General features: G+C 44.1%; 16 protein-coding genes. 8 read left to right on the forward strand and 8 right to left on the reverse strand.

Going from position 1 to position 26,038, the window contains the following annotated elements; all coding sequences use genetic code 11:
• Positions 1–38: 38 nt before the first annotated feature.
• Positions 39–1,397 carry a protein kinase gene (locus P2A85_RS20490; RefSeq protein ID WP_377475188.1) on the forward strand — a complete coding sequence of 453 codons (1,359 nt, stop codon included), beginning with the start codon at positions 39–41 and terminating at the stop codon, positions 1,395–1,397.
• Positions 1,398–1,608: 211 nt separating this feature from the next.
• Here P2A85_RS20490 and P2A85_RS20495 read toward each other — a convergent pair whose 3' ends face one another.
• The 7 genes from P2A85_RS20495 to P2A85_RS20525 all read right to left on the reverse strand — a co-directional run bounded on the left by P2A85_RS20495 (position 1,609) and on the right by P2A85_RS20525 (position 14,831).
• Positions 1,609–2,889, reverse strand: coding sequence for a glycosyltransferase family 4 protein (locus tag P2A85_RS20495; protein ID WP_377475191.1), 1,281 nt, complete (start codon positions 2,887–2,889; stop codon positions 1,609–1,611).
• 193 nt (positions 2,890–3,082) lie between these two features.
• A complete protein-coding gene (locus P2A85_RS20500; protein WP_377475193.1) occupies positions 3,083–4,741 on the reverse strand; it encodes a class I SAM-dependent methyltransferase in 1,659 nt (552 codons plus the stop codon).
• 27 nt (positions 4,742–4,768) lie between these two features.
• Positions 4,769–10,093: a glycosyltransferase gene (locus P2A85_RS20505; RefSeq protein ID WP_377475195.1), complete on the reverse strand. Its 5,325-nt coding sequence runs from the start codon at positions 10,091–10,093 to the stop codon at positions 4,769–4,771.
• Positions 10,094–10,147: 54 nt separating this feature from the next.
• The gene (locus P2A85_RS20510; RefSeq protein ID WP_377475197.1) at positions 10,148–11,689 is read right to left on the reverse strand and encodes a methyltransferase; all 1,542 of its coding nucleotides are present in this window, start codon (positions 11,687–11,689) and stop codon (positions 10,148–10,150) included.
• 14 nt (positions 11,690–11,703) lie between these two features.
• Positions 11,704–13,119 (reverse strand): ABC transporter ATP-binding protein, encoded by a 1,416-nt coding sequence (locus tag P2A85_RS20515; RefSeq protein ID WP_377475199.1) that lies wholly within the window; start codon positions 13,117–13,119, stop codon positions 11,704–11,706.
• Positions 13,120–13,199: 80 nt separating this feature from the next.
• The gene (locus P2A85_RS20520) at positions 13,200–14,039 is read right to left on the reverse strand and encodes an ABC transporter permease (RefSeq protein ID WP_377481608.1); all 840 of its coding nucleotides are present in this window, start codon (positions 14,037–14,039) and stop codon (positions 13,200–13,202) included.
• A gap of 405 nt (positions 14,040–14,444) precedes the next feature.
• Positions 14,445–14,831, reverse strand: coding sequence for a hypothetical protein (locus P2A85_RS20525; RefSeq protein ID WP_377475201.1), 387 nt, complete (start codon positions 14,829–14,831; stop codon positions 14,445–14,447).
• A gap of 71 nt (positions 14,832–14,902) precedes the next feature.
• Here P2A85_RS20525 and ruvB point away from each other — a divergent pair, with 71 nt between their 5' ends.
• From ruvB to P2A85_RS20560, 7 genes are all read left to right on the forward strand, one after another.
• A complete protein-coding gene (gene ruvB / locus P2A85_RS20530; RefSeq protein WP_377475203.1) occupies positions 14,903–16,000 on the forward strand; it encodes a Holliday junction branch migration DNA helicase RuvB in 1,098 nt (365 codons plus the stop codon).
• A 292-nt stretch (positions 16,001–16,292) separates the two neighbouring features.
• A complete protein-coding gene (recN, locus tag P2A85_RS20535; RefSeq protein WP_377475205.1) occupies positions 16,293–18,068 on the forward strand; it encodes a DNA repair protein RecN in 1,776 nt (591 codons plus the stop codon).
• Between the two features lie 577 nt (positions 18,069–18,645).
• On the forward strand, positions 18,646–21,819 hold the full coding sequence (locus P2A85_RS20540; protein WP_377475207.1) for a GAF domain-containing protein: 3,174 nt from the start codon (positions 18,646–18,648) through the stop codon (positions 21,817–21,819).
• A gap of 427 nt (positions 21,820–22,246) precedes the next feature.
• Complete coding sequence (locus P2A85_RS20545) at positions 22,247–22,792, forward strand: inorganic pyrophosphatase (protein ID WP_377475209.1); 546 nt, start codon at positions 22,247–22,249, stop codon at positions 22,790–22,792.
• A gap of 206 nt (positions 22,793–22,998) precedes the next feature.
• Positions 22,999–23,511, forward strand: coding sequence for an inorganic diphosphatase (locus P2A85_RS20550; protein ID WP_340521403.1), 513 nt, complete (start codon positions 22,999–23,001; stop codon positions 23,509–23,511).
• 263 nt (positions 23,512–23,774) lie between these two features.
• Positions 23,775–24,683, forward strand: a complete 909-nt coding sequence (locus P2A85_RS20555; RefSeq protein ID WP_340521404.1) for an MBL fold metallo-hydrolase — start codon at positions 23,775–23,777, stop codon at positions 24,681–24,683.
• A 73-nt stretch (positions 24,684–24,756) separates the two neighbouring features.
• Positions 24,757–25,323 carry a diheme cytochrome C gene (locus tag P2A85_RS20560; protein ID WP_377475213.1) on the forward strand — a complete coding sequence of 189 codons (567 nt, stop codon included), beginning with the start codon at positions 24,757–24,759 and terminating at the stop codon, positions 25,321–25,323.
• A gap of 30 nt (positions 25,324–25,353) precedes the next feature.
• Here the strand turns inward: P2A85_RS20560 and P2A85_RS20565 are convergent, their stop codons facing one another.
• A complete protein-coding gene (locus P2A85_RS20565; protein WP_377475215.1) occupies positions 25,354–25,965 on the reverse strand; it encodes a thylakoid membrane photosystem I accumulation factor in 612 nt (203 codons plus the stop codon).
• Positions 25,966–26,038: the final 73 nt, after the last annotated feature.

A 26,038-nucleotide genomic window follows, 5' to 3' on the forward strand; every position in this document is an offset into this window, starting at 1 on the left:
AAGTGTTTATAATCCAAAATTCATAATTCACAATTTATATGAGTTCAAAAGTTACTCTCACCATCACCGCAGGTAATCTCAAAGGCAAAGAATTCACCTTTGATACTCGCACAACTTGCATTATCGGCCGCGCCAAAGATTGTCATCCCAAAATTCCCGACGATGAAAAACATCGCACGATTTCTCGCTATCACTGTTTGCTAGATATCAATCCTCCCGATATCCGCATCCGCGATTTTGGTAGCAAGAATGGCACCTTTGTAAACGGCCAAAAAATTGGTCAGCGAGAAGCTCATCAATCTCCTGAAGAGGCTGCTCAAATTCAATTTCCAGAGTATGACTTGAGAGAGGGAGATGAATTTACACTCAGCGATACTTCTTTTCGTGTTGCTGTTGCTCTTGACTTGGAAATTGTCAAAACAGCCCAGCAACAAAAACCCGCTTCTGTTCCATCAAATCAAGAGAATTTGTGGGAAATGTTGAAAGCTTTTCTGTTCAAAGCTGTGGGGGGTAAAAATAATATTGGGGTTCTGGGTGATTATGTTTTGCTGAAGGAGTTGGGTAGAGGTGGTTTTAGTTTGGTTTATTTGGCGCGACACAAGTTAACTAATGAAGAAGTGGCGCTGAAGGTGATGTTACCAAAGGTGGCGGCGAATCAGCGGGCTGTGAATTGGTTTTTGCGGGAAGTTGATAATACTAAATGTTTGAAGCATCCGAATGTGGTGGGATTTAAAGAGTCGGGTTATGCTGATGATACTTTCTTTTTTACGATGGAATACTGCGAGGGTGGCAGTGTTGTGGATTTGATGCAAAAACGCGGTGTCAGCACTTTGCCGATCGCCGAATCTGTAGGTATTATTACACAAGTCTTAGATGGTTTGACTTATACGCACAATGCGGAAATTCCGAATGTCAGATTGGCTGATGGTAGTTTTGCAAAGGGACGGGGTTTGATTCACCGGGATTTGAAGCCGGGGAATATTTTTCTGGCGAATATTGGAGGGAAACAAGTTGCTAAGATTGGGGATTATGGGTTAGCAAAGGCTTTCGATCAAGCGGGTTTAAGTGGTCAAACTATGACGGGTTCTCAAGTGGGTACGCCGTATTTTATGCCGCGACAGCAAGTGCTTGATTATAAGTACGCGCAACCGGAGGTTGATGTTTGGGCGGTGGCGGCTTGTTTGTATGTGATGATTACGGGGTATGCGCCTCGCAATTTTGTGGGATTAGACCCGTTTCGGGCTGTGTTGGATAATGATGCGGTTCCGATTCGCGATCGCACTTCATCCATCCCTCAACCCCTAGCTACGGTAATCGATCGCGCTTTAATCGACAATCCTGAAATTTATTACAAAAGTGCAGCAGATTTTAAACAAGCTTTATTAAACACTATATAGCAATCCTTGCAGGAGTCGTAAAGTTTTTTACCCCACCCCAACCCTCCCCTTATTAAGGGGAGGGAGTAAGAAATTCACAAATGATTTAGGATTGCTATATCATAAATTACTGATAATAATCCTCCCGATGTCAGTATTGTTAGCAATCCATAATTTGAAAAACCGTGGGTTCAACACTTAGTTCAAACCCAGGCTATGGCATTACAAACGATTAAATTCTCACCGCAAAAGATGCTGCTAATTCCCGTTCTGGTTCCATACCAACGGTAGGCGGCATTGAACGAGTCGCTACCTGCTCAATTAGTCGTAAATGTTGCGGCAACATTTTAGCTAAACTATATCGTTCTAATGCTGTTTGACGAGCCCTGACGCGAACTTCTGCCATGCGGGTAGGATGGTCTAAAACTTCATCAATGCGATCGGCTACTTGTTTTGGCGAGAAGTAATCGACTAACAAACCGTTTTCTCCATCCCGAATCACTTCTCGGACTGGCCCGGTGTCGGAACCGATGACTAAACATCCCGTTGATAGAGATTCAATCATTGACCAAGATAGCACAAAAGGTCTGGTTAAATAAACGTGCACATCTGATGCTTGAATGACTTTTAAGTACAGTCCGTAAGGTAGCGGTCCGACAAAGTGAACTCGCGACAAATCTAGGGGTACTTTTTTGAGCATATAGTCTTTGTAAGACTCGCCATTAGGTAAAGAACGCCCATAACAAACTCTGTCGGAACCAACAACTACGACGTGACAATTGGGGCGGCGTTCTTGTACATAGGCGATGGATTCAATAAACTCTGGAAATCCTCGGTAAGGTTCCATTCCTCGCGATACATAGGTGACAATTTCATCAACGCCGGACAAATCTAAGTTAGGCAAAACCAGTTTAGCACCGGGGTCTGGTTTGAAGTAGTCTGTATCTACGCCGTCGTGAAGTGTGGAGAGTTTTTGTTGTAATTCTGGCGGAAATTGCGATCGCTGCCAATAAGTAGGCGACAAACCCCAATCGCAAGAGTATAAATCCACTAAAATCGGCGCATTCTTAATTCTAATTCTCGCCATATCGTCCACTGTTAAAGGTTCCGCTGGGTCGAAATCTGCGTCGGAACCGATCGCGTGATAAAACCACTCGAAGTAGCATAAAAGTGGCGTATTTGGAAAAGCTTCTTTGACAAACAATGTCGGTCCCCAACCGGAATGACCGCAGATAATATCCGGTACAAAACCATCAGCTTTGAGTTGTTCAGCCATTCTAAATACCGCTTGTCCGTAGATGACAGCACTTTCTAAGGGGCGAACGTATTGGTGAGTCTGGGCGTTGGGTTCTCGGCTGGGTGTAAATGCTGCTTTGCGAACACCGGGAATGTTCCATTCTGGCCGCTCGTTTTTAGTTCCAAAAACTATATCGTTTTTGGGGTCTGCGCCTAACGCCGTGATAATGTGGCGGTATTGGGCCGGGAAGTTTGGATGGAGAAATAATGCTTTCATTTTAGAAGGAAGAAGAAAGAAGGAAGAAGGAAGGAAGAAGGAAGGAAGAAGGAAGAAGGAAGAAGAACCCCCCCTAGCCCCCCCAAGGGGGGAAATTCAGGAAGAAGGAAGAAGGAAGAAGGGAAACGGCATTGGCATTTCCGAATTTTTACATTAGTCCACGGAGGTGGACTTTGTTTGTATAGTCGCGGTTTCAACCGCCGGAACTTACTAATGGCGCTTTGCAGATCCAGACGCAATCGCGTGGTACTGAAGATGTGTTTTTCAGGATGATTTCATAGTTTAAATGGTTGAGAAATTTTTCCATAATTGTATCAGTCATCACTGAAAATGCCGTACCATCTCTGCGTCCTAGCAAGTTTTTATCCCACTCGTTGGTAAATTTTTCCCAGCCTAATTCGCTGAGAATGTTCCCGTGGTGAAAGACGCAAATGCGATCGCCTCGCAGCAGTTTCGGAATGCGAGTTAGGTAGTTGAATATATCCACTGGTTCTACGTGCACCATTGTATCGTAACAAAAGCAGGCATCAGCCGATTCTGGGGCGATACCATCTAATGTTAAACCGTTAAGTTTTACATAGGAAACGCGATCGTCTCCCAAGCGCGATCGGGTTGCTTCCAGCATTTGACTAGAAATGTCAGCACAAATTAGTCGATCGCAATATTTTAGCAGCAACGAACTGGTTTTTCCGCCACCGATGCCAATTTCCAACACCCGATGTTCTTTTTTGATATAAGGCGCAATAAATTCCTGTTCTATCAAAGATTCATATTCTGATAGTGAATTAGCCGCACCAGCACCTTTTCCGATCCATTCATCGCCCAAATAAGCAAGTTCAGGATTATTCTCTTTCCATTCTTGGGCGTAGCTATCCCACGCTCTTTCGTACTCTATTTTAGACGGTATTATTTCCATTGTTTTTGGTTTTTTATGTCTCAGAATACACAAACAAAAATCACTTGATAGTCCTCCCGGCATCTCCATTAAGATTTTTTCAATCTCAAGCAATAACTTGACTATCGTTTCACTCTTGGGATCTCCGTCGGAAAGTTGATAGTGATCTAACAAAGGGTAAAGTTCATGAAGCAACCCTCCACCGGCCGGATTCAAAACTTCCACATCAAAGTAGAATTCTAAAAAGGGCAGTATCAGCTTTGACCGGACTGCTTCCGAAGGGTCTTTCGCGAACACTCTCTCAATACTTGGACTGGCAAATATTTCAGTTGTTCCCGACCTCAGCGTGTAGTGAAAACATTTGTAGATGCGATTAATCAAAGCCTCTTGATTTTGATTATATATATTGTAGCAATCTCCTATGTATTCATTGACAATAAAATATCCATCGGGTTTTAAACATTTGCGAACAATTGACAAACATCTTTCTAGTTCTCTGACATGATGCAGGGAACCTGAGCAAAAAACTAAATCGTATTTCTTACTATCATCAATGGTAAATATATTAAAGTCATCTTGATAAAAATTGATTTCTACTCCGGCTGCTGCGGCATCTTTTCTAGCAATCTCTAAAGAACTTTCGGAAAAATCAAAGGCATCAATTTGAGTAGCCAATCCTAATTTAGCCATTAAAATCTCGTGATTCCCGACACCGCAACCAATAGACAACAGGCGATCGAACCGTTGTTTTTTGAAAAATTTATTAGCTAACCAGCTTAGCCAATAACCATTACCCTTACCACCTGAAAGTCGATGGTTGATAACAGCTTCAATAATCGGATTAGATAACCAGTAACCTTGCTTTCCAATGGCAGCAGTGGGGTTAGTCTCCCAATAAGTTTTAGCCGTTAATCCCTCGGAGGTGTTATCTTCTATAGGCTGGGAATTTGACTGCATACTTTTTCACCCTTTAATTTTCAACAGTTACTTTTTAGTAAAATAGGCTTCTCGAAAAATCTGACCGTAATCTTGAGTCATTTCTTCAAAAGTATTCAATGACTTTAACACATATTTAGCATTTTCTGCTAACCGCTGACGCCAAGCTTTATCCTCCAACAAAGTATGCAATGATGCCGCTAGTTCTTCTGGGCGATCGGGGGTGTAAAATAAACCGTTAATTCCCGGTCTAACTTGTTCTTTAATCCCAAAAACCGGCGTTGTAATAATTGGTAAATCCCACGCCATCGCCTCTAGAATCACCCTGGGAAAACTTTCAATCCGAGAAGTACAAACAAAAATATCGGCGGCCTGGTAATATTTTCCCGTCTCCGAAGTTTCGGGGACAATAGTCACCCTTTGCCGTAATTTTTGTGGCAACTCACCAACCAATTCGGCTAATTTGTTGCTGTAAATACTAGGGCGATCGCCCACAATAAAACACCTAATTTTGTCGTGCCATTCTTCCGCCACCAGCGCCAGCGCCTTGACTAAATCCTGTTGACCTTTTCTTTCACATACTGTTCCCAGCACCAAAATTACCACATCTTCTGGCTCAACACCGAGACTCTTTCTCGCCAATTCAGGATTGTCCGAATTATCCAATCGACTCAAGTCTAAACCATTGTGAATGACTGTAAAATTGTGGTGGCTATTCAGAGGTAAATATCTATCTCGCGTTGCATCCGCCACAAAAATCACCTTGTAAGGAAACCGAAAACACTCTAAAGCTCGTGCCGCAATCTCTGAACCGAACCTGTTAAAATAAGTTTGCCAAGGTTCGCTTTCATGGACGTTCCAGACTGTCGGAATTCCGATTTGCTGCGCCGCATCAACTACAAAGAAATTTTCTAAAGTATTAGCATAAATCGCATCTACTTTGAGTTTCTTAATTTCTTGGCTAAAATTCTCGATCGCCTCATCATAAGCATCACGCTGGTAGATATGTTCCAGAGGATTATCATAAATAATTACCTCAATGCCCTGCTGTTCGTAAGTTTGACGTAGTGGCCCATCGGAAACACAAAAGATGATGGGCTTAATCACACCCAAAGCAGCCAACTTCACGGCGATTTCATATTGATGTAGCGGCGCACCGGTGAAATCAAGGGAATTACTACACATCAACAATTTGACAGGATAAACGCAGTCGTTGGGCTTTCTTTGTACCCTGAGCGAAGTCGAAGGGTTTAATGACCCTTCGACTTCGCTCAGGGGCCGATTTTCCTTCATAAAAACCCGTCGAGGTTGAATCCGAAAATATTCATCTTCTAAAGACAAGTGAGGACTGTAACAACTATCTTTTTTACCCGCATACTTGCGCCGAAATGCTGCTACTTCTGTGGGATTGTCATTAAAACCCCTAGAAGCTCCCTCTTTGTGTAACAGTTCCGCATCGGGACAATATACGCAGCGATAGCCATTTTCTAACAATCGGTATCCGTAATCGGCATCATTGTAAGCAACAGCAAAATTAGCCTCATCAAAACCGCCCAATTCTAAGAACAATTGACGGGGAGTTAGCATACAAGCAGCAGTCACCGCCGAGTAATTTCGCGTCACCATCGCCTGAGAAAGATAGCCTCGATTATCGCTACTCATCAACTTAAAAGCGTGACCAGCTAAACCATGATGGAGCCCATGAATGATGCCCGCGTGCTGAATTCTATTATCGGGATATAACAGTCTCGCGCCGACAGCACCCACCTTGGCAATTTGTGCGTATCCCACCATCTGACTCAGCCAGCGCGGGTTGATTATCTCAGTATCATTGTTCAAAAACAAGATATATTGGCTGTCACATTGTTCGACAGCGCGGTTGTTAATTGCTGCATAACTAAACCTTCCTTGCTGATTTTTGATGGGCAAAACTTGGCATTTTAAGTTTTTGAAATATTCCAGGGCTTTGGGGTCGTCGCTTTCGTTATCGATGACGAGAATTTGATAATTTTTGTAAGTGGTAGCCTCCAGAGAATCCAGACAGGATTTAAGCAATTCTTGCTGATTTTTAGTGGGAATAATAATTGTCACCGACGGCCCGGTATCGGGGAAGTTTTGAGCAAAAATTCCCAAATTTTCTTTGATTGCCCAGGTGTGCTGAGCAACTTCTCCTTGGATTTGTTGGCGGTTTAATGCGTCTTGAATTGCTTTTTGACCTGCTGAAAAACTGGCTGGTTTCGCGGCTCCCGATATGGCGGTAGAGCCTGGGGCGGTGCGCCAGTGATATAATACCAGTGGCAGATGGGCGACGTGGCGAGAAATTTCCGTTGCTCTCAAGGCAAAATCGTAATCTTGGGAGCCTTCAAAACCTAATCGCATACCCCCTACTTGTTCAACAATCTGCTTTCTGACGGCGCACAAATGACCTAGATACATATAGGAAAGTAGCAATTCTGGCGACCATTCGGGTTTGAATTGTGGCGAAAATCGGCTGCCTTTGGTGTCAATTTTATCGTCGTCGGAGTAGAGAAAATCTGTGGTGGGATTGGTGGCAAAATATAAGGCAACTTCTCCTAATGCGTCGAGAGTTAGTTCGTCGTCGTTGTCCAAAAATACGATGATTTCACCTGTGGCGATGGCTAGGGCGCTGTTGGTGGCTGCGCTGATGTTGCCGTTTTCTTGCCGAAAGGTAAGCTGAATTCGAGTGTCTTTTGTTGCCCAGTTTTTTAAAGTTTCAATGACTGTTAAATCGGTGCTGCAATCGTCGGCAATACAAAGTTCCCAGTTTTGATAAACTTGATTGCACACGCTGCCGATCGCACTTGACAAAAATTCTACTTCCGGGTTGTAAACTGGCATTACCACCGAAATTTTTGGCAGTGGTGCCTGACAAGATTCTAAACGAGAAATCAAGTAACTGCGCGATCGCTCATTCCACTGATTCACCGACAGCCAAGCATCATACCTATCAATGGGTTGCGGCACAACAAAACCCGCAGGTGGTAGCAATTCCCCTGGCGCAATAAACTGTTGTTGCTGGCTATAAATCTTGGCAAACTGACGCACCACCGACAGTATTTCCCAAGGCATCGGTATAATTCTACCGAGACGTTGTTTTCTTTCCTTCGCCCGTTGCCGAATTGCCTCTATAAACCTCGACAATTCCTCAAATTTATCAGCACTTCTGCGCCAGATATCATAAGGTTGAACCTTCAATATTTGCGACGCTTGAAAAGATAAAATTTCTCCAGTTTCTAACTCTGCGTCTAAAGAAACCAGCCATTCTCCCACCGGCACATTCACCAGGGCTTCAAACCCACTTTCGGAACTATTCACCCATTCGGGAAACACTTCACCGACATCTTTTCGTCGCAAACCATAGGCGCATTCTACAGAAGTATCACCACAGACAAGGGTTAATTTAACTATTTTGCGATCGTGGTGACAACACCAACCGGCAAACAAAACCTGACCAGGCCGCTGTTCCCAAACTATGGGCGTATCAAAGGATGCTTGAATTGTGGAAACAAACAGCGGATAAACTGACAAAAGATGCCATTTACCCTTAGTATCTTGCACTTCCAACAGCACTTCGTGCCGTCCCGGTGGAACGGATAATTCAATTCTAAAACCTGAATTTTTAGCTGCAATAATATTAGAGTGAGCTTCCGCTACATCACTTCTTTGTATGCCACAAAAACCTGTAAAAATTGTATTTTTAATTTTTGCTCGCACCGATTTAATACTAAATTGACTGTGAAAAGCCCAGCCACTGATTACTAAATCAGAATCGTAAATATGCAAATTGTTTGCACCGTCTATCGAAAAAATAAATCTCGGAAAAAAATCGCGAACTTGGCGTTTTATTTCTAAAATATTTTCTCCGATTCTCCACCAAATAGAAGATTTTATCTGGGCAAGTTCCCGGTGAAGTGGTTCAATTTCTTGGCGCGATTTTTCGAGGTTGATGACCGAACTTCTGAGGTTTTCCTGAATTTCTCTGGTTTCGGTTTCTAGTCGGAGAAACTTCGCTGCTTTCTTCTTTAATTCTAATTCTTTTTCTTCTATTTCTACCTGTTTTTCTCCCAATTCTGATTCTAAAGTTAGCACTTTTTCTAAGGCTATTTTAAATTTAGATTCTTTGCCTGCTAACTGTACTTGAGTTTGCCCTAATTCTGTTTCCAATTCTAGGAGTTTGGCTAAAGCTTCTTGAAATTGCGATTCTTTGCCTGCTAATTGTACTTGAGTTTGCCCTAATTCTGTTTCCAATTCTAGGAGTTTGGCTAAAGCTTCTTGAAATTGCGATTCTTTGCCTGCTAATTGTACTTGAGTTTGTCCTAATTCTGTTTCTAATTTCAAGAGCTTTTTTAAAGCGTCTTCAAATTGGGATTCTTTGCCGACTAACTGTACTTGAGTTTGCCCTAATTCTGTTTCTAATCCCAAGACTTTTGTCTGAGCTTTTTGAAATTCTTCTTGCCATTTTTTGACTTCAGAGGTGCTGGTTTTTTGCTGTTTTTCCAGTAAGCGAATTTTTAGCCAATCTTGGAGTTGTCCCACAGCAGGTGTGGGTAAACTGATGATTGTATCTGGGGATAAACTGGTCTTGCTGCTTAAATCTTGGGCTTGGGATTCTAAGATTTGATAAATTTCTACTGCTTTGGGAAAATACTGTTCGATCAGGCTATGTCTGTGGCTATTTTCGAGGTCGTTGACTAATAGAGATTTGTCAAAATTGTCGGTGGGGATGGTGCCTAAATTAACCTTAAATTTTTGATTGACTTGATTGATGAAAAATTCGGGATGATTCCCGATCGGGTAAACGTTGGCTAGCAGACAGCGATCGGGAAAACGTTCGTAAAGTTCTAAAACTTGCTGATTGTAGTGAATCCACATTTTTACTGCCATTTCGGGATTGTTCAGCAAGCTGACATCGGTGCCACGACGGTACAGGGAATCGACGACTTCCCAGGGCGATCGATAAACGCAGATAAAATTAGCTTCGGGTAGCAGATTTAACCAAAAATTACTGAAAAGTGCTGTACGCGGGTCTTTCCAGCCCCAGTGTTTGTCTGTTTGTTGATTTTCGGCAATTAATTTTTGGGCGATTTCTACAAATTTGGCTGCTACGGGAATCGTTTTTTCCGAGGTGCAGCCGAGTTCATCTATGCCCTGCGATCGCAAAACACTTTTGTGAAACTCCACAAAATCCACATTCTCAAAATGACCCTTAATATTTCCATCGGCAGGCCCGACTAACTTTTTACCAATATCAACTCCGACTTTCTGAAACAAAGAAGCTGTCAAAGAAGTACCGGAACGGTGCATTCCAGTTACAATAAAAACCGAAGATTTGCTGTCATTATTTATATTCACGTTTTCTCTCCCTCGCCCTAATTCCCAAACCTATTAATTTTATTCTACCTTTGTTTACTCTCCGGCTAAGCCTAGGGCGCGCCTGACTTGAAACCAAGCCGATCTGAGTCTCCAAAATTTGCTGCTTTCCATTGCTAGAATCCGATTATGCGATCGCTCAAATTCTGCTTTGACATAATTTAGCGATTTTTCTGTTTCTTCTAACTGCCCTTTCACAGATAGTAAATGAACTTCTGTCAGCTCAAAAATCCTTTTAACCTCAACCAATTTAGCTTCAGTTTCTTGCAGCTTAGCTTCAGTTTCTTGTAACTTAGCTTCAGTTTCATGCCCCTGGTTTTTAGTAGAAGTTAATTCATTTTTAGTTTGCTCTAATTCTATTTTAGCAGCAGCCAACTGACTTTCAACCAAGTTAATTTTGTGATGGGTAGAACTCAACAAAGACTGCGATAACTTCTGGCTGACCAGGGATTGAACTGTGCAATTTTCAATAATCAATTTCCCGCCACAGTTATTAATCAATTTCACCGTTAATACATCCTGGGAAGAAATAGTATCTTTCCCTAAATAACAGTTCCAGCCAGACTGCAAGATTGCATCTTTCTGAAAATGTTGCTCCAGATCCATGCGGTCGTAAAAAGGCTCTGTTTTCTGGACAAGCTTACCATTTACCAACACTTGAACCTCATCAATTCTCCCATCCTGATTGACATCTACAGCCCACCCTTCCAAATATAAACTACCCTTTTTGGTAAAAGTAGCAACATCAACATATCCCTCCGGATGATGATTGAATTGCCAGTTATAAAAATCTTTAACCAGGTGATTTGTCACAATATACAAATCCTGAAATCTACATAGACCTTTTTCTATGCGATGCACAAATGCTTTGCCATCACTGACGCGATGCACAATTTCTCGGACAAAATTTTCAGTTACATAAGTTGTGCCGTATTCTTGCTTATTCAAGGACTCAATTTCGCTGTTGGGGCTGAACAAAAGACCTGTGGCTGGCATTTCTGTACCAGGTGCCCGCAAACACTCATCGTGAACGCTAAACATCAAAATGCCCTTAGGATTCAACAAATTATACAAATTTTGCAACCAGCCACCAAAGGTTCTTTCTGGCATATGGCTGAAAAAAGAATTAGCGACAATGCAGTCAAACTTTTGGTCAGTTAGATAATTTTCGGGATTTCCCGTAGAGACAATACCATTAACACCGAAGTATTCTGTTTGAAATTTGACAGCCTGGGTAGAGATGTCAGACACCCAAACTCGTTCCGGTGGCATTTCCTGAATCAAAAAGCGGGTAAAGCGACCGTAACCGCAGGCGAAGTCGAGAAAAGATGGCACATTTTCAAAATCGCCAAAATGCCAATCTACAACTTGTTTAACTGTATCCATAATCCGACGACCGAGGGAATAATAGCGCACCAAAGCCCGATCGCTGTCATTTTTTACATTCCTCAGAGCAAACAAATACATTTCATCGTCTGCGCAAATATTCTGTTTAAAATGTTCGGGAAACTTAGCTTGCTCTTCAATTAATGCTTTAATAACAGAATTTTCTACCATATCTAGATTAATGTTGCTCATTATTTCCACAAAAATTATCTGATGACCTCGCTTGACGCTTCTGTTACCATTGAATCAGAATTGACAACAGTTAAACACGGTTCAATCAGCAAGTCAACAATACCGTTCCCACAGGATTCAGTACAAGACTGAACTCTAAACATGGCCACATCTACACAGCGATCGAGATAAGTCAAATCTTCATCTACCGTTCCCACCACCCCGGCATTCAAAAAATAAACCCCAGGATTTAGCAAACATTTAAATTGAAATTTGACTACAATTGTCGTTCCTGCTTCCACATACTTAATTGACTTGCTAGAAGCCTTCAAAGAAGCACCAGCCAACTCAAAGCCACTAATGGTTTTAATTAACATTCCAAACCTCACTTTGGAAGTAGACTTCGAGAAAGTGACAGAGTAAGTGTAAATATAATCTTGACGACCAATCAAGTGATTTACCACATTTCCCTTCAGGGTAGTGATGCAGGGATTGATAATGGAAGCTCCCCTAGACGGATACCTCACCGTATTCGAGGGTATCATACCTGGATCGTAATACTCTTCGTAATAGTCCTTGAATTCAGGGAGGGATGGCTCTTGTTTGATTTCTCCAGTTGTGCTTTCTGTGGTGACATCCTGAAGGTCTTCTTCCGCTTCCTGCTTGGTCAGTTTATTCAATACTCGAATATCTTCCTTTAACCCCAAAACTTGATCTGGATCGGCATAAATCAATTTTTGATACTTAGATATGACCACCTTGGGCGTGTGAGCTAGGAGTAATTCCCCGCTATCCATTAAAATTGCCGAAGTACAAAGTTGCACCACAGAAGTAGCTGCGTGAGAAACAAATAAAATCGTTCCCCCACTTTCCTGAATTGACTGTAAGCGAGCAAAACACTTACGCTGAAAAGCTTCGTCACCGACAGAAAGTGCTTCATCCACCACCAAAATATTGGGCTCTACGCTAGTGGCGACAGCGAAAGCCAGCCGGACAAACATACCGCTAGAATAGGTCTTGACTGGCTGTTCGATGAAATCTCCAATATCAGCAAAAGCTGCTATTTCATCAAATTTTTCTTCGGTTTCTTTTTGATTGAATCCCAGGATTTGAGCGTTGAAAAATACATTTTGCCGTCCGGTAAATTCTGGGTTAAAACCACTGCCGAGTTCCAACAAAGCTGAGACTCGCCCTTTAACTTCGACGCTACCTGCGGTTGGTGTTAGGGTCCCCACAATTATTTGCAGGAGGGTGCTTTTTCCCGAACCGTTGCGACCGACAATTCCTAGAGTTTGTCCCTGAGAAATTTCCAGATTGATGTCTTGTAGTGCCCAAAATTCGTCAGCAAGTTTTTTGCTGGGATAAATTATTTCCTTTAAGCGGTCTCCAGGGCGATCGTACCGTTTAAAACATTTGGAAACATTTTTGAGTGAAATTACAGTTTCTGTCATTCGATTTTAGATGTTAGATTTTAGATTTTAGATTGACTTTAGATCTAAAACAAATTTACAGTACCCTATCTAAAACCAATTTACAGCACGTCAGCAAAAGCCGGACGCAAACGTCGGTAAACAATTAAACCTCCACAAAATATAGCAGCAGAAATTAGTGTGGCTACACCCCATTCGCCCCAGTGTTTCACTTCTCCAAGCAGTATGAGGTCGCGGTAAACTTCTGAAATTGCTGCCATGGGATTCAACCAAAAGATCAATCCACGCCACTGTTCGGGAATCACTGATGCTGGATAGACGATCGGCGTCAAATAAAACCAAAAATTTAGAATAACACCTAAAGTCTGAGGAATATCTCGCAAAAATACCGTCAAGCCTGCGGTCAAATATCCCAAGCCGGCAGTTAACAGCAACTGAGGCATCCAAACCAGGGGCAGCAAGCACAGTGTAGCGTTGAGCTTTTGCGATGATATTGCTACTATGACAATCAAAGCTGCTAGACCGAGAGAGCTTTCAATAAAGGCTGTCAAAATGGGTACTAGCGGCAGTAAACCGAGGGGAAATACCACTTTTTTCACTAAATTTGGCTGCCCTACTACGGATACTGCCGACTTAATCAAACCACTGGTAAAGGCACTCCAAGGCAGTAAACCTGCAAACAGCCAGACTCCAAAGGTAATGTCGCTGTTTTCTGGGAAGCCTGCAAGGTTGAGTTTTACCTTGAGGACAATGGAAAACACGTAAGTATAAATCAGCAATTGTGATAGCTGATTCAGCAAAGGCCACAAATTGCCCAGAATTGAGCCTTTGTATTGAGATTCTAAATCGCGGCGCACTAATGTTGCCAGCAAATTGAGCTTCGCCCGTCGCCCGTGGCTAACCGTTCGGGCTTTGTGGGCAAATCCTTTGACCGATCTCAGCAATTTTTTTGCCCTCGTTCGCTACCTTCACACCTAAATCAACTCAAGCTGCTTGATAGCAGCTTTTGTTAAACCGCAATTATTCCACAGCCTCGCTACTTTGATCAAGGGTTTGTGGGCTAGCTGCACCCAGAGGAATTGTTTGTCAACTACCCATCATCAAGCGGAGTACCGCTATGATGTGGGCTTGTATCAGGACTCCTGCTGTCTTAGTTGAAGCCAGAAGGCACTTATGGGCTGTTGATTAGCCGATCGCCTCGCTGAGTGCCGAACCGATCGCGGCTTTTTGCTCCCCATCATAGCCCCAGCGATCGAAAAACTGTTCATATTCCCCTTGTCCAGTCCGCAAATTTTCTAGCATTTGCTCCGCTAGAGTTTGACAAGCAGGTATTTGCAGAGTTTGAATTAGATGGCGCGATCGCCCTTGTACTCTCTGTGAACCCGCGGCCATTTCCGGCTTGTGATGGCGCGAGTGATAGACAACCATGGCCGCCGACATCGCCAGATTTTTGACATTTCCGGCAGCAGTTCTGCTACGATCTCAGGAGCCTCGCGCAGTGCATCCAGCACTCCAGGAGACGGTTCATCTGCAAGGTGTCGATCGTCCGTCAGATAGGTGACAAAAAACCCTCTAGCGCCGTTGTGTGTGTTCACCAGAGAAGCCACTGCTTGCTGAATCTGGGCCTGTGAAAGTCTATCGGCTTCAATTTCTGACAATAAAGATTGAGTCAGCGCGATCGCCCCTTCAAAAGTTATATTTTCCGATGCTAATAAATCAGACGGTCTACTCATAGCCAACTCAATAATTCTCAAGACTATTTTAATAATTGTAAACAATTTCCCCAGTTCGCTCGCAGATTAATATGGCAATTATCTCCTCCAAACAACAGCCTCCAGATCCAAATCTACCCGAACACATTGCCGCAGCCACCCCCAAAAAAACCAAAAATAAAGCTGTAAAACCCCAGACAGAATCGCTGGTAGAACCCCAAGAACTAGCCGACGAAACCAACAGCAAACAAGACGATAAAATCCGACCTCAGCGATTAGCTGAATACATCGGACAGAAAGACTTGAGAGAAGTTTTGGCGATCGCAATTCAAGCAGCCAAATCCCGAAACGAACCAATGGATCACCTGTTACTGTATGGGCCGCCAGGGTTAGGTAAAACCACAATGTCGCTAATTTTAGCAGCAGAAATGGAAGTTGAATGCAAAATCACCACAGCCCCAGCCCTAGAAAAACCCCGCGATATTGTCGGATTGTTAGTCAACCTCAAAGCAGGAGACGTGCTGTTTATCGACGAAATTCACCGCTTATCAAAAGTAACAGAAGAAATCCTCTATCCAGCGATGGAAGATTGCCGCTTAGATATTACTATTGGTCAAGGCAAAAGTGCCAAAATTCGCAGTATTCCCCTCAAACCGTTTACCTTAGTAGGAGCAACCACAAAAGTTGGGTCGCTAACAGCTCCCTTGCGCGATCGCTTCGGACTGATCCAAAGATTACGCTACTACGAAATAGACGAACTCAGTTTAATTGTCCAAAGAAGTGCCCAAGTTCTCGACACTCCCATGACAGCAGAAGGAGCCACAGAAATTGCCCGCCGAGCTCGTGGCACACCCCGCATTGCTAACCGATTGTTGCGGCGAGTTAGAGACTATAGTGAAGTCAAACAATTAAAGCCGATCACCGCCGAAGTTGCATCGGTTGCCCTAGAATTATTCAATGTCGATCCGCTAGGTTTGGATTGGACCGATCGGTGTCTGTTGACAGCAATGATTGAAAACTTTAATGGTGGTCCAGTGGGTTTAGAAACCCTGGCAGCTTCCACAGGAGAGGATACTCAAACGATTGAGGATGTGTACGAACCTTATTTGATGCAAATTGGATTTTTGCAAAGAACAAGTAGGGGAAGAATTGCCACGGTTGCTGCTTACAAACACCTGGGTTTACTTTAATGGGGGATTGGGGATTGGGCATTGCACTGGGAACCCAGATCCAGAGGCTCTGCCTCGATGGTATGGTTAAAGGCGAGGCAGAGCCTCTGGATCTGCGTCCCTAGGCAGAGCCTAGGGACGAGGGATAACAAACAACAAATAACCAATAACAAACAACCAATAACCAATAACCAATAACCAATAACTAATAACCAATAACCAATAACAAACAACCAATAACAAATAACCAATAACCAATAACCAATAACAAACAACCAATAACAAATAACCAATAACCAATAACAAATTCCCCATGTTACTATCCCTGAGAATCGAAAACTTTGCCTTGATTGACTGTCTAGACCTAGAATTTGGCCCTAGTTTGAACGTATTTACAGGGGAAACAGGGGCTGGGAAATCGATTATCCTAGATGCGATCGATGCAGTCTTGGGTGGAAAAGTCGATCGCCGAGTGATTCGCACAGGAGCAGCGCGGGCCATATTAGAAGCTACTTTTGAATTGGACAAAGCTGCGGCATTGTGGCTGGGCGAGCAAGAAATTGAACCCATTGATGGGAATTTAGCGGTTTGCAGCCGGGAAATTATGGCCTCTAGCGGTACTCTGCGGACGAGATCGCGTTTGAACGGAATTTTGGTCAACCGCCCCTTGATGGAGCAACTGCGCGATCGACTGGTGGAAATTACTGCTCAAGGCCAAACCGTCCAACTAGGACTAGAAACCCTCCAGCGAGAATGGCTAGATCTCTATGGTGGTAAAACTATTTTGCAAGGGCGATCGAATGTCACCGCAGCATGGCTTGTCGCCAGCGAAGCCAAAACCGCCCTCAACCGCAGACGTCAGTCAGAACAGCAGCGCCTGCAAAGACTTGATTTATTAGAATACCAAGTCCGAGAGCTTGGCCAAGCCCATATCGAAGACGCGGCTGAATTGGAAAACCTCGAACAAGAATCAATCAGGCTTAGTCACGTTGTGGAGTTGCAGCAACAAAGTTACCAAGTTCATCAAGCTCTTTATCAAAATGACACTGATGCCGCCTCTGCTGCTGACTTGTTGAGCAAAGCTGAGGCAACTTTAAGCGACATGGCCGTCTACGATGTTCAGTTGCAACCAATTCTAGAAATGGTCAGCGATGCTCTAGCTCAAGCTACAGAAGCCAGCCGCCAAATTAGCAGCTACGGCGAACAATTAGAAGCAGATCCGCAAAGGCTTGAAGAAGTAGAAGAGCGAATTCAGGAACTTAAACAAATATGTCGCAAATATGGCCCGCTTAAAGAAGCGATCGCCTATTATCAAACCATCCAAAACGAACTAAATGAACTTTTAGCAGGAGGCGAGTCTATGGAGGCATTAGAACTCGCCTATCAAGCCTCTATCGAGCAATTAAAGGATGCTTGCAGCCACCTCAGCGCCCTGCGACGGGAAACGGCTCGGAAACTAGAAGCTGATTTAGTGGCAGAACTCAAGCCCTTAGCCATGGAAAAAGTACAATTTCAAGTGGAAATTGCAGCAGTTACCCCAACAGCAAATGGTGCCGATCGCATCGCGTTTTGTTTCAGCCCGAATCCAGGGGAACCTCTGCAACCCCTAGGTGCGATCGCCTCTGGGGGAGAAATGAGTCGCTTTTTGCTCGCTATCAAAGCTTGTTTTTCCCAAATCGAAGGTGCTAGCACTCTGGTATTTGATGAAATTGATGCCGGGGTGTCTGGGAGAGTGGCTGGGGCGATCGCCAAAAAACTCCATCAACTTTCGGAAAAACACCAAGTCCTTTGTGTGACACACCAACCTTTGATTGCTGCCATGGCGGACTGTCACTTTCGTGTCAACAAACAGACGATCGCCTCTGAAACAGGCATAAAGGAAGATCTAGGCAACCCTGAATCATCGGAACGTACAGTGGTGCGTGTTGTGGCCCTCAACAGCCAGCAGCGACGGGAAGAACTGGCTCAACTTGCTAGTGGGCGATCGGAAACAGAAGCCATCGCTTTTGCTGAATCTCTCCTAGCTCAGGCCGCTTCTTTGCGCCAGATTCATTCTCAAAAAACTCAAGCTGACCAGAATTATTGTTAAGATTTAACCACTAAACAGGGTATTTATGTCACAGTTAGCTGTGACAGTCGATGGTAAGCAGACATTAGTGTCACAATTGTACCAGTCTCAACAACTGTTTTAGTTGCCAAGTTGACAGAAATTCTATCTAGAAACCACAATTGTAGAGATGAGCACACATAATTACTTAGTAGTGGTGTCAGAATGGCGACTAGGCAAACTTTAGTCCGCATCCATCGACCCCCTGACAGCCACTTCTATATTTATTTACAAGAGATTGCAGTCTGTCCAGGCGATCGGACTCTCTAAGTCACCGAATCTAGTTACACTTAGTAAACCTAATGTCAAAATCCAATACTATACCATTTAAAAAAGATTCGCGACCTCTGACAACCGTGGACTGATGGCCACAGCGCTCTCAATCTCCCACGTTTCTGTCCCAAACGGCCCTTCCTTGCCATCGGTAGGAAGTTCTGTAAACTGGGAAATAGTTTGACAAATACTTTTACTCAACTCTTGTGCAACGATCCGGGCGATCGACTTGCCAGATCTGGTACCTGAGAGACCAAACCTTAAACTTAAGCTTCTCTAAAGGTCTATGAATTATTCTGCATCTTCCAATCTGTCATCCCTAGGTAATGTGACTATAGATGTCACTCCTATCACTGAAAATCATCAGGAACAGCCCTCTCACTATCCCTCTAGCAGTGGTCAAATCGTCACAACCCAAGGAAACTTCTCCAGTTTCCTCGCACCCCTAAACAAGGATAGTTTTAAAGGAGTTGCCAAGGACGTAGAGAACAAACTGAAGGTTGTCAATCAAACCTTGGGAATGCTCGACAACCTCTTAGACAGCCAAGGGTTTGACGCTATTCTTAACGAAATGTTGCAGTCGATTACCCTCAAAACCGGAGAATTGCTCAATGCCGATCGCAGCACTATATTTTTATTAGATGACGAAAAAAATGAACTCTGGGCAAGGGTTGCCAAAGATGAACATGGCAACAACCTAGAACTCAGATTTCCCGCCAATGTGGGCATTGCTGGAGAAGTCGCCACCGGCAGAAAAGGGGTGAATATTCCCTATGATTTTTACAACGACCCGCGATCGACTAACGCCAAAAAAACAGACGAAAAAACAGGATATCGCACCTATACAATGCTGACGATGCCTCTGATCAATGAAGACACACAAGAGTTAGTAGCAGTCGTTCAACTCATTAATAAACTCAAGGCAGATCATCATAATTACGACCATTTAGACGTACAGATAGATAGGCAAGGATTTACCCAAGAAGACGAACAAATATTTAGAGAATTTGCCCCATCCATTCGCCTAATTTTAGAATCTTCTAAATCTTTCTACGCAGCAACTCAAAGGCAGCGGGCAGCGACAGCGCTGATGAACGCCGTCAACGCTCTTTCTCAAAGCAGTCTAGACTTAGAAGATACTCTCAAACGGGTGATGGATCAGGCTCAAGAACTGATGCAAGCCGATCGCAGCACCCTGTGGCTAATTGACGAAGATAGAGATCAACTATGGACAAAAATCCCGATCGCAGGTCAACTTCAAGAACTTCGCATACCCAGAACCGCAGGTTTTGCAGGTATTGTCGCCCAATCCAGTGAACCGCTACTAATTTCCTTTGACGTATATAACGACTCCCGCGCCGAAACTTCCAAAGAAACAGACAAAAAAACTGGCTACCGCACTTGCAGTATGCTCTGTATGCCAGTATTTAATGCCGACCACAAATTGATTGGAGTCACCCAGTTAATTAACAAAAAAAAACAAGGAGAATACCCCCCATACAATCCAGAAAACTGGCCTGAAGCCCCGGAACAATGGCGAGCTAGTTTCAATCGCAACGACATGGAATTTATGAAAGCGTTTAATATCCAAGCAGGAGTAGCCCTGCAAAACGCCAAACTATTTGCCGAAGTCAAACAGCAAGAACAAAGACAAAAAGATATGCTGCACGCCCTGACAAACGGCGTCATATCTACAGACCAAAAAGGCCATATAGTCGCTACGAATCCCAGTGCCAAAAAATTGCTTGGCGTTAGCGATGCCCGCTTGGCAGAAGGTCAATCTTTGCGCGATCTAATTAACTTGGAAAAAGGTGATTTTGCCAAGTGGTTCGATCTGGCATTGCACCCTACAGACGACAAACACCGCCAGCAGTATTACCCTGACCAAGTATTGATTGCCTCCGCAGGAGAACAGCAGAGCATAAATTTGTCGATCAATTCCATGACAGATGCTACTGACCCTAAAAAAGTTAACGGAGCATTAGTTGTGATGGAAGATATCAGCAGCGCTAAGCAAGTCAAAAACTTGATGTACCGCTACATGACCCCAGAAGTAGCCGAAGCGCTGCTGGCTTCAGGAGATACAGGATTGGGAGGAAAGCGCAAGCACGTTTCGGTGCTGTTCTCCGATATTCGCAGCTACACCACACTTACGGAAAAATTGCAAGCCGAAGAAGTGGTAGTGATGCTCAACAAATATTTTGAAGTGATGGTAGATTCCGTATTCAACTACGGAGGTACTCTCGACAAATACATCGGCGACGCTCTGATGGCAGTTTTTGGATCTCCAGCTCCCCTAGAAGATCATGCCTGGTGCGCCATGCAAGCGGCAGTGGAAATGCGGGCAAAATTGAAGGAATTTAATCAAGAGCGAATTGATAATCGCGAGTTACCGATCAGTATCGGTATGGGCATCCATTCCGACGAAGTTGTCAGCGGTAACATCGGCTCCAGCAGACGGATGGAACTAACTTCCATTGGAGATGGGGTGAATCTCGCCTCTCGCTTAGAAGGGGCCAGCAAGCAGTACGGCACTGACTTAATCATTAGTGACAACACCTACAAAGAATACAAAGAGCGACTGTACGTACGGGAACTAGATTTCATTACTGTTAAAGGCAAAAGCGAACCCGTCATCGTTTACGAACTTGTCGCTATCAAGCCCACTTACTCCTCCGTTGGTATGGCGCTGACTGAAACAGAGAAAAAAATTGTAGAACACTATAACGCAGGACGCGAATTTTACAAGCAACCTGTTACTCAAAGACTAGATAAGGGTGAGGTGGAGAAAATATTAAAAGATGTGGCGAAAATGCCAGAAACAGAACTCAAACAACTCTCCTACAATGTCGATATACAGTTAGAACGTGAACTGAAAAAATTGTTATATCAACTAAAAAAAGAGCCTGAGTACGATGTAACAAATCAGTCACCAGCCCATAAAATATTCGAGTCAGAAATTAAACTCCTGAAATGGGAAGGTATCAAAAACCTCTCGGAAGATGAAGCCAGACTCTTGATAAAATCTAAGATCGGAGAGTTATTACCAGACGAAATTAAGGAATTGCAAGAGGGCGATGTCAAAAAGATTTTGGAAGCAGATATCAAAGACCCCTCAAATCGAAAAATCAAGCGCCTGAAATCCTCACATATCAGACAGTTATTGCAGGCGAAAATTAAAAGCCGGGCCGAAGAAGCAGTAGCAGAAAGGTTAGATGAGGAATTTGTGGAAAATCTGACCCTTGATGGAGTGAAAAAGGTACTGAGCGAAGTTAAGACAATGTTAGAACCGAAAGCTAAGAAATCTTTTAGACAGGCACTGGGCGAATTTAAGGAGGTTTTGATCCTCGATCCCAAAAACAAGGCGGCTAAATTGCACGTCGAACGCTGTCTGCTATTTCAGCACCAATTCTCAGACGTACTCAACTGGGATGGGGTGTGGAACCTCACAGAAAAATAGGACTCCCCCGCCCTAAGTCCTGGGGTAAATGCTGCACCAGCGCCCCTCTGGCTGGCGGCCGCGGCGAACCCGGAACCTTAATATCCGAGGGAGCATCCTGATTTTGTAATGGCCATGGCATGACCGCAGACAATTTATTAGTGATAACCAGAAATTTACAGCGGTCATGCTATGGCCCCTACGAATCTATTTGCCAAACACAGATGCACCCATATCCGATTGGGGTGTCAAACCGCAAATTAATTTATTGACAAAACTACCCATAGCTGAATGTTTGGGGAGTTTTTATCCTGCCAAGCTTTTTCTAACATCACTGAGACGGTGATTTTAAATCTGCTCCAACAGGTATGATTGTTGTATGAAAGATGCTGAAAACCACAGCTACTTAATGTTCTGGTCTTATTATGGAAAACTACTAGCGTCAGTTATGAATAATTGGAATTCGCAGTCGGGAGATATTGAGTGGGTAGATCAGGTTTACCAACTATTGCTAGAGATTGCTCGGAACTCCTTGTCCGATATCCCCAGAATGCCGCCAAACATTACCCAAAAGGCTCTACCTCTGATACAGAAGGTACAAAGCATTCAGCAAAGACGAGATGGACAAGTTTTCAAATCCGGTTCCTTTTCCGTAAACGATCGCGAATGGGTCGATCAAGTCTGTCAACTACTGGTGGAACTGACAGGCGCTTCTTTGTCGGAACGACCTAAAATGCCGGAAAACCTGGCCGGTAGAGCTTTAACCCTGGCAGACAAGGCGCAAAATATCAAAGAAATCATCGAAGAGAATGCTTCCCTTGCCCCAGCAGATGATGAGGAACCCTTACCGTCTCCAGAGGCGCTGCTGAATCTCTTGCACCACAGTTTAAAAAATCAGCGTGCTAAAAGCTACAAGCCCGATGCTCCCGAATGGCAGCAAGTCTTGAGCCTGCTCGATGTAATCCAGTCAATGTACAAGGAAATTCAACGTTAGATTGAATCTTTAATCAGGGTGTGCCTGATTTTGTGTCGATCGCGTTATCTCGTGGGTCAGCGCCAAAAAATCAATCCGAGGCGATCGCCATCCTCCGCTTTATATCAATCTTATGCAGCCGTTGGGCCCGATCGCTCCTAAAATGCTATGAAAGGGGTTTGACAAATAGCAAAACCCGGATCATCTGTTAACTTGGAGATATTATTGTGGACTTATCGCTAATTCCGGCACAGCCGAAACCAGGACTGCTCAATGTCCTGATCGAAATTACTGCCGGTAGCAAAAACAAGTACGAATTTGATAAAGACTTACAAGCCTTTGCTCTAGATCGGGTGCTCTCTTCCTCAGTCCAATATCCATGCGACTATGGCTTCATACCTAATACCTTAGCTGACGATGGCGACCCCCTCGACGGCATGGTGATGATGGACGAGCCCACATTTCCGGGGTGCGTGATTGCAGCCCGTCCCATCGGAATGCTAGAAATGATCGATGGAGGCGATCGGGACGAAAAACTATTGTGCGTTCCCGACAAAGACCCACGCTACGCTCACTATAAGTCCCTCAAAGACGTAGCACCCCATCGCTTGGATGAAATAGCCGAATTTTTTAGAACCTACAAAAATTTGGAGAAAAAAGTCACAGAAATTCTAGGGTGGCAAGATGTGGATCTAGTAATGCCATTAGTAGAAAAGTGCATCGCAGCCGATCGCAAATAAACCACTAGCCCGCATTCTTGGACTACAACCAGAATCACATACTCCCACACCAAATATGATTTATGGTGTGGGCAGACTAGATTCCAATTTAAAGATATATTTGATTTCATTTGAGGTACTCCGACTGTTTCCCTGTCAAACATGACGATCGCGATCGGGATCCCAGTCCCACCTCACTGCCTGAAGGCTCAATGTTTTTTTAAATTCTCGAACTAAAAAATAAAATCTCAACTCCCAAGTTCCTGCGCGTAAAACTAAAAAAGATGCCTGATTCCCAAAAGTCCGCAGCCATTCCACAGCCTTCTGATGGCAAAGCCACTAGCTCAAGCAGCCCTTTGACCGAGTTTGTCGTTCAGTTTTGGGGAGTCCGGGGCAGCATAGCAACTCCCGGTAGCAAAACAATTCGCTATGGAGGTAACACCTCTTGCGTAGAAATGCGGTTGGGCAAACAACGCCTGATCTTTGACGGTGGCACAGGTCTGCGAGTCCTTGGTCTTAACTTACTGCGACAGATGCCAGTGGAAGCCCATATGTTTTTCAGCCACACGCACTGGGACCACATTCAAGGATTCCCTTTTTTTACCCCCGCCTTCATTCCAGGCAACTGCTTTCACATTTACGGTGCGATCGCCCCCAACGGCACTACAATTAAACAGCGTTTGGCAGACCAAATGCACCACCCCAACTTCCCAGTCCCGATCCAGGTGATGCAGTCAGACCTCAAATTTAATGACTTGACTCCGGGGGATATCATCGAACTCGACGATGTAAAAATCGAAACAGCGCTGCTCAATCATCCCAATACCGCGATCGGATATCGCGTGACGTGGGAGGGACACAGTGCCGTCTACTGCACCGATACAGAACACTTTGCCGATCGGTTAGACGACAACATAGTACACCTAGCTCGCGACGCAGATGTGTTAATTTACGATGCGAATTACACCAACGAAGAATATCATGACTTCAAGTCGCCCAAAGTCGGCTGGGGACACTCGACTTGGCAAGCCGGAGTAGAAGTAGCCAAAGCAGCGGGAGTCAAAAAAGTGGTAATGTTTCACCACGATCCAGGTCATGACGACAACTTTCTCGATCGAGTAGAAGCAGAAGTCCAAGCAGTGTTCGCCAATAGCTGCTTAGCACGAGAAGGCATGAGCATACCAGTGATTTAAGCAAAAATCAACGCAGGCTCGAAAAAAACCCGATCGTTGTGGCAAAAACTAGAAGACCAAAGGCAGAAGCAAAATGAAGCACCAAACACCCCGCCGACTTCCTAGGCGAACCTTGCGGGGAATTTACTCAACTTTGCTAGTGTTGATCGTGTTCTGCTGTACCTGCGGGGGATGGGTAGCCGCCCAGACAGCCGATTCTCGCACCCCCGCACGACTAGCTCAAGTATCTGGAATTGAAAATATCGGCACTGTCGATCGCATTCCCGATCGCTACCAACTGGGACAGCAACTATACCTCGAAAACTGCGCCACTTGCCACATTGGTTTGCCGCCACAAGTATTACCTACAGAAACCTGGCGCAGATTGCTGCAAGATCCCCAACACTACGGACAAACCCTCAAGCTGCTCGTAGATCCACCGCGCCTGCTAGTGTGGAACTATCTGCAAACTTTTTCTCGTCCCCAACAGAAAGAAGAAGAACTGGCTTATCGAGTCGCGAGTTCTCGATATTTCAAAGCTCTACATCCCAAAGTTAAAATGTCACAACCAGCAAATATCAGCAGTTGCGTTACTTGTCATCCCGGTGTATCTCAGTACAATTTCCGTAAGCTTAGCGCCGAGTGGGAAAACTCCCCGTAGGGAACATTGGAGTTATATCAAATCCTCTAACTACTTCGATAATTCGGTATTTAGTTCGTTCACAACCCGGCGTTTTAACGGGAGTGATTTGTCTCTAGGTAGCAAATCAAATACTTTTCTAAAGGCATCATCTACCTCTTCAAAAGGCACTTGTCCCTTGGCATTAAACACAATTTTTCCCGATTGGTCGAGAATCACTGTTTGAGGGACAAATCCTTCATAATAATGGCTCGGATTGGTTAGTTCTGGTGCTGGTTTTGCAGGAATAGAATCGATGGATACAGGGATAAAATCGGCTGCCCGACCGTAAAATTCCTGGAGGTTTGATACAACTATAGCGTATTGCTTGCTGTCGCTACTATCATCAGTATAAAAAACCAGTAATACTGGTTTTTTGCGTTTGAAAGAATCTTTGAGAGTGACTTTCGGAGGGACTAGGGAACCGTTGCCGCCATAGAGGGCAAAAATTGTACCGTCGAAGCGATCGTCTGTGAGAGTTGCGTAGGCTGGTGCTGTGCCCATGAACAGGATGAAGCTAAGGGCGATCGCCACAGTTAAAAGACTAGCAGACAAGATTCGCCGCCGCCAGCCTTTGCCAGAAGCAATAGTAGCAATTAAATTTTGGTAGTTGGAAAATATCATAGTTTGTTGGCAGTTGCTGTAAAGTGGCGAAAAAGTGTGCAAAACATAATTAATTTTATCAATAAATGTCGGC

Origin of the sequence: Microcoleus anatoxicus, from assembly GCF_042465725.1 — a bacterium.
Lineage (GTDB): Bacteria > Cyanobacteriota > Cyanobacteriia > Cyanobacteriales > Microcoleaceae > Microcoleus > Microcoleus anatoxicus.

Bases quoted from the DNA above. Each gene is read 5' to 3' on its own strand.
- P2A85_RS20565 (WP_377475215.1), bottom strand. From the start codon at position 25,965: ATGATATTTTCCAACTACCAAAATTTAATTGCTACTATTGCTTCTGGC.
- P2A85_RS20500 (WP_377475193.1), bottom strand. From the start codon at position 4,741: ATGCAGTCAAATTCCCAGCCTATAGAAGATAACACCTCCGAGGGATTA.
- P2A85_RS20525 (WP_377475201.1), bottom strand. From the start codon at position 14,831: ATGAGTAGACCGTCTGATTTATTAGCATCGGAAAATATAACTTTTGAA.
- P2A85_RS20490 (WP_377475188.1), top strand. From the start codon at position 39: ATGAGTTCAAAAGTTACTCTCACCATCACCGCAGGTAATCTCAAAGGC.
- P2A85_RS20540 (WP_377475207.1), top strand. From the start codon at position 18,646: ATGAATTATTCTGCATCTTCCAATCTGTCATCCCTAGGTAATGTGACT.
- P2A85_RS20560 (WP_377475213.1), top strand. From the start codon at position 24,757: ATGAAGCACCAAACACCCCGCCGACTTCCTAGGCGAACCTTGCGGGGA.
- P2A85_RS20495 (WP_377475191.1), bottom strand. From the start codon at position 2,889: ATGAAAGCATTATTTCTCCATCCAAACTTCCCGGCCCAATACCGCCAC.
- recN (WP_377475205.1), top strand. From the start codon at position 16,293: ATGTTACTATCCCTGAGAATCGAAAACTTTGCCTTGATTGACTGTCTA.
- ruvB (WP_377475203.1), top strand. From the start codon at position 14,903: ATGGCAATTATCTCCTCCAAACAACAGCCTCCAGATCCAAATCTACCC.
- P2A85_RS20555 (WP_340521404.1), top strand. From the start codon at position 23,775: ATGCCTGATTCCCAAAAGTCCGCAGCCATTCCACAGCCTTCTGATGGC.
- P2A85_RS20510 (WP_377475197.1), bottom strand. From the start codon at position 11,689: ATGAGCAACATTAATCTAGATATGGTAGAAAATTCTGTTATTAAAGCA.
- P2A85_RS20545 (WP_377475209.1), top strand. From the start codon at position 22,247: ATGAATAATTGGAATTCGCAGTCGGGAGATATTGAGTGGGTAGATCAG.
- P2A85_RS20515 (WP_377475199.1), bottom strand. From the start codon at position 13,119: ATGACAGAAACTGTAATTTCACTCAAAAATGTTTCCAAATGTTTTAAA.